This window comes from Methanohalobium sp. (assembly GCF_018609725.1).
GTDB lineage: Archaea > Halobacteriota > Methanosarcinia > Methanosarcinales > Methanosarcinaceae > Methanohalobium.
This window is the reverse complement of sequence record NZ_JAHENT010000037.1, coordinates 1-5,227: the sequence shown is the minus strand read 5'-3', so window position 1 is coordinate 5,227 and position 5,227 is coordinate 1. Positions and strand designations below refer to the sequence as shown.

The 5,227-nt window shown below is 36.7% G+C and carries 6 protein-coding genes and 1 pseudogene; 4 read left to right on the top strand and 3 right to left on the bottom strand.

Annotation, left to right across the window (positions count from 1 at the left end; translation table 11 throughout):
* Nucleotides 1–164: 164 nt before the first annotated feature.
* The 3 genes from QZ276_RS02120 (at nucleotide 165) to QZ276_RS02110 (ending at nucleotide 3,408) form a co-directional block, all read left to right on the top strand.
* Nucleotides 165–1,001, top strand: coding sequence for a class I SAM-dependent methyltransferase (locus QZ276_RS02120; RefSeq protein ID WP_292484853.1), 837 nt, complete (start codon nucleotides 165–167; stop codon nucleotides 999–1,001).
* 80 nt (nucleotides 1,002–1,081) lie between these two features.
* Nucleotides 1,082–2,017, top strand: coding sequence for a carbohydrate kinase family protein (locus tag QZ276_RS02115; RefSeq protein WP_292484851.1), 936 nt, complete (start codon nucleotides 1,082–1,084; stop codon nucleotides 2,015–2,017).
* An 83-nt stretch (nucleotides 2,018–2,100) separates the two neighbouring features.
* The gene (locus QZ276_RS02110) at nucleotides 2,101–3,408 is read left to right on the top strand and encodes an MFS transporter (protein WP_292484850.1); all 1,308 of its coding nucleotides are present in this window, start codon (nucleotides 2,101–2,103) and stop codon (nucleotides 3,406–3,408) included.
* A 222-nt stretch (nucleotides 3,409–3,630) separates the two neighbouring features.
* On the opposite strand, the gene QZ276_RS02105 is transcribed toward QZ276_RS02110, so the two are convergent.
* The 3 genes from QZ276_RS02105 to QZ276_RS02095 all read right to left on the bottom strand — a co-directional run bounded on the left by QZ276_RS02105 (nucleotide 3,631) and on the right by QZ276_RS02095 (nucleotide 4,793).
* Nucleotides 3,631–3,861: a DUF2892 domain-containing protein gene (locus tag QZ276_RS02105; protein WP_292484848.1), complete on the bottom strand. Its 231-nt coding sequence runs from the start codon at nucleotides 3,859–3,861 to the stop codon at nucleotides 3,631–3,633.
* A 241-nt stretch (nucleotides 3,862–4,102) separates the two neighbouring features.
* Complete coding sequence (locus QZ276_RS02100) at nucleotides 4,103–4,285, bottom strand: hypothetical protein (protein WP_292484847.1); 183 nt, start codon at nucleotides 4,283–4,285, stop codon at nucleotides 4,103–4,105.
* A 46-nt stretch (nucleotides 4,286–4,331) separates the two neighbouring features.
* On the bottom strand, nucleotides 4,332–4,793 hold the full coding sequence (locus QZ276_RS02095; protein WP_292484845.1) for a DUF134 domain-containing protein: 462 nt from the start codon (nucleotides 4,791–4,793) through the stop codon (nucleotides 4,332–4,334).
* Between the two features lie 272 nt (nucleotides 4,794–5,065).
* Here QZ276_RS02095 and QZ276_RS02090 point away from each other — a divergent pair.
* A pseudogene (locus QZ276_RS02090) lies at nucleotides 5,066–5,227 on the top strand (RNA-guided endonuclease TnpB family protein); the annotation flags it as partial.

Here is a 5,227-nt window from a genome sequence, read left to right as displayed (position 1 = left end):
TTTCCATTGAGAAAAGATTACACAAGAAGACTTCTGCATGAGGTCGGATTCCAGGAAATAAAAACTCTCGGGGATTTCAAAGAGACGTACAAAGAGAATGAACCAGATTTCTTCCTTCATGTTGCTGAAAAAGAATACAAAGAAGATGAGGAGATGTAATAACTATGTCAGAAAGTGAAAAAACCGCAGTTGATAAAGCACAGGAATATTACAACAGTAATGATGCCGATAATTTCTATTTCACCATCTGGGGTGGTGAAGACATTCATGTCGGTCTTTATCAATCAGAAGATGAGCCAATATTTGATGCCAGTCGTCGTACAGTTGAAAGGATGGCATCTAAAATAAACAACTTGAACAAAAATAGTAAAATTTTGGATATAGGTGCAGGGTATGGTGGAGCTGCCAGATACCTTGCTAGAAACTATGGATGTCAGGTAGTTGCTCTAAATCTTAGTGAAGTGGAAAATGAACGTGACAGCAAAATGAATGAGGAACAGGCACTTGACCACCTTATAACAGTGGTTGATGGTAGTTTTGAAAATCTACCCTATCCAGACGATTCATTTGATGTAGTGTGGTCTCAGGATTCAATACTGCACAGCAATGAACGTGAACAGGTTATAAAAGAAGTTGCTCGTGTCCTGAAAAGCGGGGGTGACTTTATATTCACTGACCCGATGCAGACTGATGACTGTCCAGAAGGAGTATTACAGCCAATTCTTGACCGTATACACCTGGAATCACTCGGATCTCCGGGTTTCTATCGGAAATCTGCCAAAAAATACGGCATGAAAGAGATGGAATTTGAAGAACATACATCTCAGCTGCCAACCCATTACGGTAGAGTATTAAAAGAGACTAAAAGAAGAGAAGATGAACTATCTAAGGTAGTCAGTCAGGAATATATCAATAATATGAAACAAGGACTCCAGCACTGGGTAAACGGTGGTAACAGCGGATATCTAACATGGGGGATATTCCATTTCAGTAAGGAATAATGATAATACCCTGTTTTATTTATTTTTAATATAAAATACATCTATAATCTAAATAAAAAGGATAAATAGGAGTAAAAACAATGGATAAAGCTTTAATTTGCGGTTCATTTGCCTTTGACAACATCATGGTATTTAATGATCAGTTCAAAAACCATATACTACCGGATAAAGTGCATATATTAAATGTATCTTTCCTTGTACCGGAATTACGTCGTGAATTCGGAGGATGTGCAGGAAATATAGCCTATAACCTCAAACTACTTGGTGGGAATCCACTTCCAATGGGTACCGTAGGTGCAGATTTTGACCCCTATTCTCAGTGGATGAATGACCAAAACATCAGTCAGGAATATGTCACAGTATTAAATGAAACATTTACTGCACAGGCGTTTATAACAACAGATATGGATGACAATCAGATAACAGCTTTCCATCCAGGGGCTATGAATTATTCACATCATAATTCGGTGCTTGATGCTAACGACCCTACCGTAGGAATTGTAGCACCTGATGGCAGAGATGGGATGATTCAGCACGCATCAGAGTTTGTTCATGCAGGGATACCTTTCATATTTGACCCCGGACAGGGTCTTCCAATGTTTAATGGAGATGAACTCATGGACTTTATCGATAAGGCAACATGGCTGACAGTTAATGATTATGAATGGCAACTGATAAGTGACCGCACTGGTAAAACCAAAGAGGAAATTGCTACATATCTTGATGCTCTGATTATTACAAAGGGTCCTGAAGGTTCATTAATCTATACCGATGATGAAGTAATTCATGTTCCTGCAGCCGAGCCAAAAGAATTAAAAGACCCAACTGGTTGTGGTGATGCGTACCGGGCAGGACTGCTCTATGGTCTGACAAACGACCTTGATTGGGAAACCACTGGAAGAATCGCATCGTTGATGGGTGCTATAAAAATTGAACATCAGGGAACTCAGAACCATTATTTTGAAATAGAAGATTTCAAAAAACGTTTTGAAGAATCCTTTGATATGAGCTTTTAAGTCAGACAGTTTCCATACCGGAAACTTCTGATTTTATCTATTTGCAAACATTTACTAAACTGGAAATCAATACCATAAATTTGATGCTTGGGAGAAGGGGTTCAGGTATATCTTTATTACCGCTTTTGATGGTCAATTTTATTGGTACACTTGGGTTTAGCATAGTTTTGCCTTTTCTGGTTTTTCTGGTTGACAGGTTTGGTGGTAACTCTATAATTTATGGTATAATAGGGGCAACGTATCCTGTATTCCAGTTGGTTGGAGCTCCAGTACTCGGGCGCTGGTCAGACATTTATGGAAGGAAAAAAATACTATTTTTGAGTCAGTTGGGAACACTGCTTTCGTGGTTTATATTTCTAATAGCGTTGTTGATACCCATAACTACCCTGAGGGATATAGATAATAATATTCTGGGAAGTTTTACCCTGACTGTACCTCTTTTAATACTTTTTGTTGCAAGGGCTCTTGACGGTATAACCGGGGGAAATGTTTCTGTTGCAAATGCATACCTTGCAGATATAACCAGTGAAGAAGATAGAAGTAAAAACTATGGGTGGATGTCGGTAACTACAAACCTTGGCCTTATTGTGGGTCCGGCTCTTGCGAGTATATTAAGTGCTATATCCTATCAGTACCTTTCGCCGGTTGTTGCAGCGATAATTATCTCTTTTACTGGTACGTTAGTGATACTATTTATAGTACCAGAATCCAGAAAATGTATTTACCAGTTTGAAGACAAAACAAATCTTAAAGATGTATTTGGTTATGAACAAAGGGAATGCGGCGGTTATTCATCTGGCGGAGAGAAAGTTGAAAAGATAGGTTTTAAGCGTATTTTAAAAATTAATCATATACCCTATGTACTTTTGCTCTATTTTTTCATATTTTTGGGGTTTAACATATTTTATACAGCATTCCCATTACATGCACTTAATTTGCTCGAATGGCAGGTTTCTGATATGGGGTTATATTTTACAGTCCTAAGTTCTATGATGATGTTTGTAGAGGGGCCGGTGCTTAGTAAAGCGGCAAAGGTTTACTCTGATAGTTTCCTTGTGGTTATAGGCAGTTTTGTACTTGGAATTAATTTCCTTTTACTGGTAACAGGAAGTGAAATTTTAACATACATTGCTGCTATTTTCTTTGCAGTAGGTAATGGGTTGATGTGGCCATCGGTGCTTTCCATTCTTTCAAAGTTTGCGGGGCCAAAATATCAGGGAGCTGTACAGGGATTTGCTGGAAGTTTTATGAGTCTTGCAAGTATTGCAGGCTTAATATTTGGTGGGTTTTTATATGGTTACTTGAGTACTGGAACATTTTTTATTTCAGCAGTTATAATTTATAGTGTGTTTGTATTATCGTTCAGACTCCTTGGATTTAAAAAATCGTGAAATTCAAACGTTTCCAAGTATTGAAACTACCATAGCCACTGATATTAGTACAAGAATAATTGTTGCGGGTATAACTACATATATAAATGTATCATCTCTTGAAATAGTTCGAATTTTTCTTCACCTCATCATTTACATATTCAGGGCTTTGCACCGGTGTATGGGTTGTTTTTTACAAAATTTGAAAAGGTTTGAAGCTATAAAAATATTTGTATATAGCCTTCATTTTCTTACTGTACTGTATCTGATAAATGAATATGGTGTGCAGTGTCGGGTCATTGCAGTAAACAAACCGACAAGAGCTATAAGAGCTGTTATCCAGTTCCATGGGTATGTTTCGACAAGGTCCATGGCAAGTGCGATTGTGGCTATACTACCTATTAAAGCACGTACATAGAGGTCAACTCCTCCAACATTTTCCTGTAAAAAAGCTTCTTTTAGACTTATCTTCATGTTTACACCGATAATAAAGATACCTTTGTTAAAACAAGTATAATGCGGAATTAGGGCATCTATGAAGGAGAATGAAAGAGGAAACATAGATGCCCTTGTATCAGGTCACCCCTACTTTATAATCTTCACAATTCATTATTATGGTTTTCCAGATATAAAATACAAACGTGTGCAATATTTGTTCAGTTCTAAAATTTGTAACGTCGTTGTATATTATAATAGTATTATTTAATCTTTAAATTTAGTTGATACGAGCCATGTATGTACCGCATTCAGGACATGGGGTACGTTTGCATGGTGACCCTACCCTGTGAGGATATTCGTAACCACATTTTGGGCATTCACACATACCCTTTGTTTTACTGGAAACTATATTTTTTTCACTTGGTTTTTTTACACTCCCTTGACCTTTTGAATGAAACATTTGGTTGCTGTCTATCTGATCCTTTGAAATTTTAAAACCTCCTTATTTACTCGTTTCTAATCATTAATTTACTACATTCAGGACATTTAACCTGATTGCATGGTATCCCCTTTTGGTGAGATTGTTCATAACCACAGTCAGGACATATACATGTCCCACTAGGTCCTCCAAATCCATGTTTTCCTTTACCCTGTCCATGTACAGTTTTTTGTTCAGCTGGTGTCGTATAGTTACCTCCTCCGATTTTTATTGCTTTACCGTTTATAAGGGCATTAGTAATTTTTTCAATCGCTTGCTGTGATATTCTTTGAAATGTGGATTGATGAATCATCATCTTTCTGGCGGATTCTGTTTGGTTTAAATTTTCCAGATATATCAACCTCAAAGATTCCAGTTCATCGATGGTGATATTAACTTCATCTAAGCTTGATAGAGGAATTCCTGTAGGTTTAAAATCACTGACTTCAGGCTCAATATCTACTATTCTCTGTTTTTTTGGTCGAACCATAATAATACATAATAATGCATAAAACTATAAATAGTTCACGAGAAATGGAGCAGGAAGACAACAGTTTTAACTGTTCTCTTTAAATCAAAACACTCTATATTAAATATTTAGAGTTAAACTTAAATCAGAGATTTAAGTTGTTTTAAAGATATCTTTAAACTTCGATTAAAGAGTGAGGAATGCGTCCATTATAAAAATAAAACATTAATAACCAGCAGTGACATCTCTGCTTCATAATCATTTTATATATGTATGAAATATTTATAGATATAATGTACCTGACGCTGAAAGTTAAACTGAATCCCGATAGAGAACAACGCGCTAAACTATTGACAACCATGAAAAAGTTCAACGAGGCCTGCAACTATGCTTCTGAAGCTGCATGGCACAACAAGAAATTTGGTAAAACCGGGATTCAGAAATTGACTTATTAT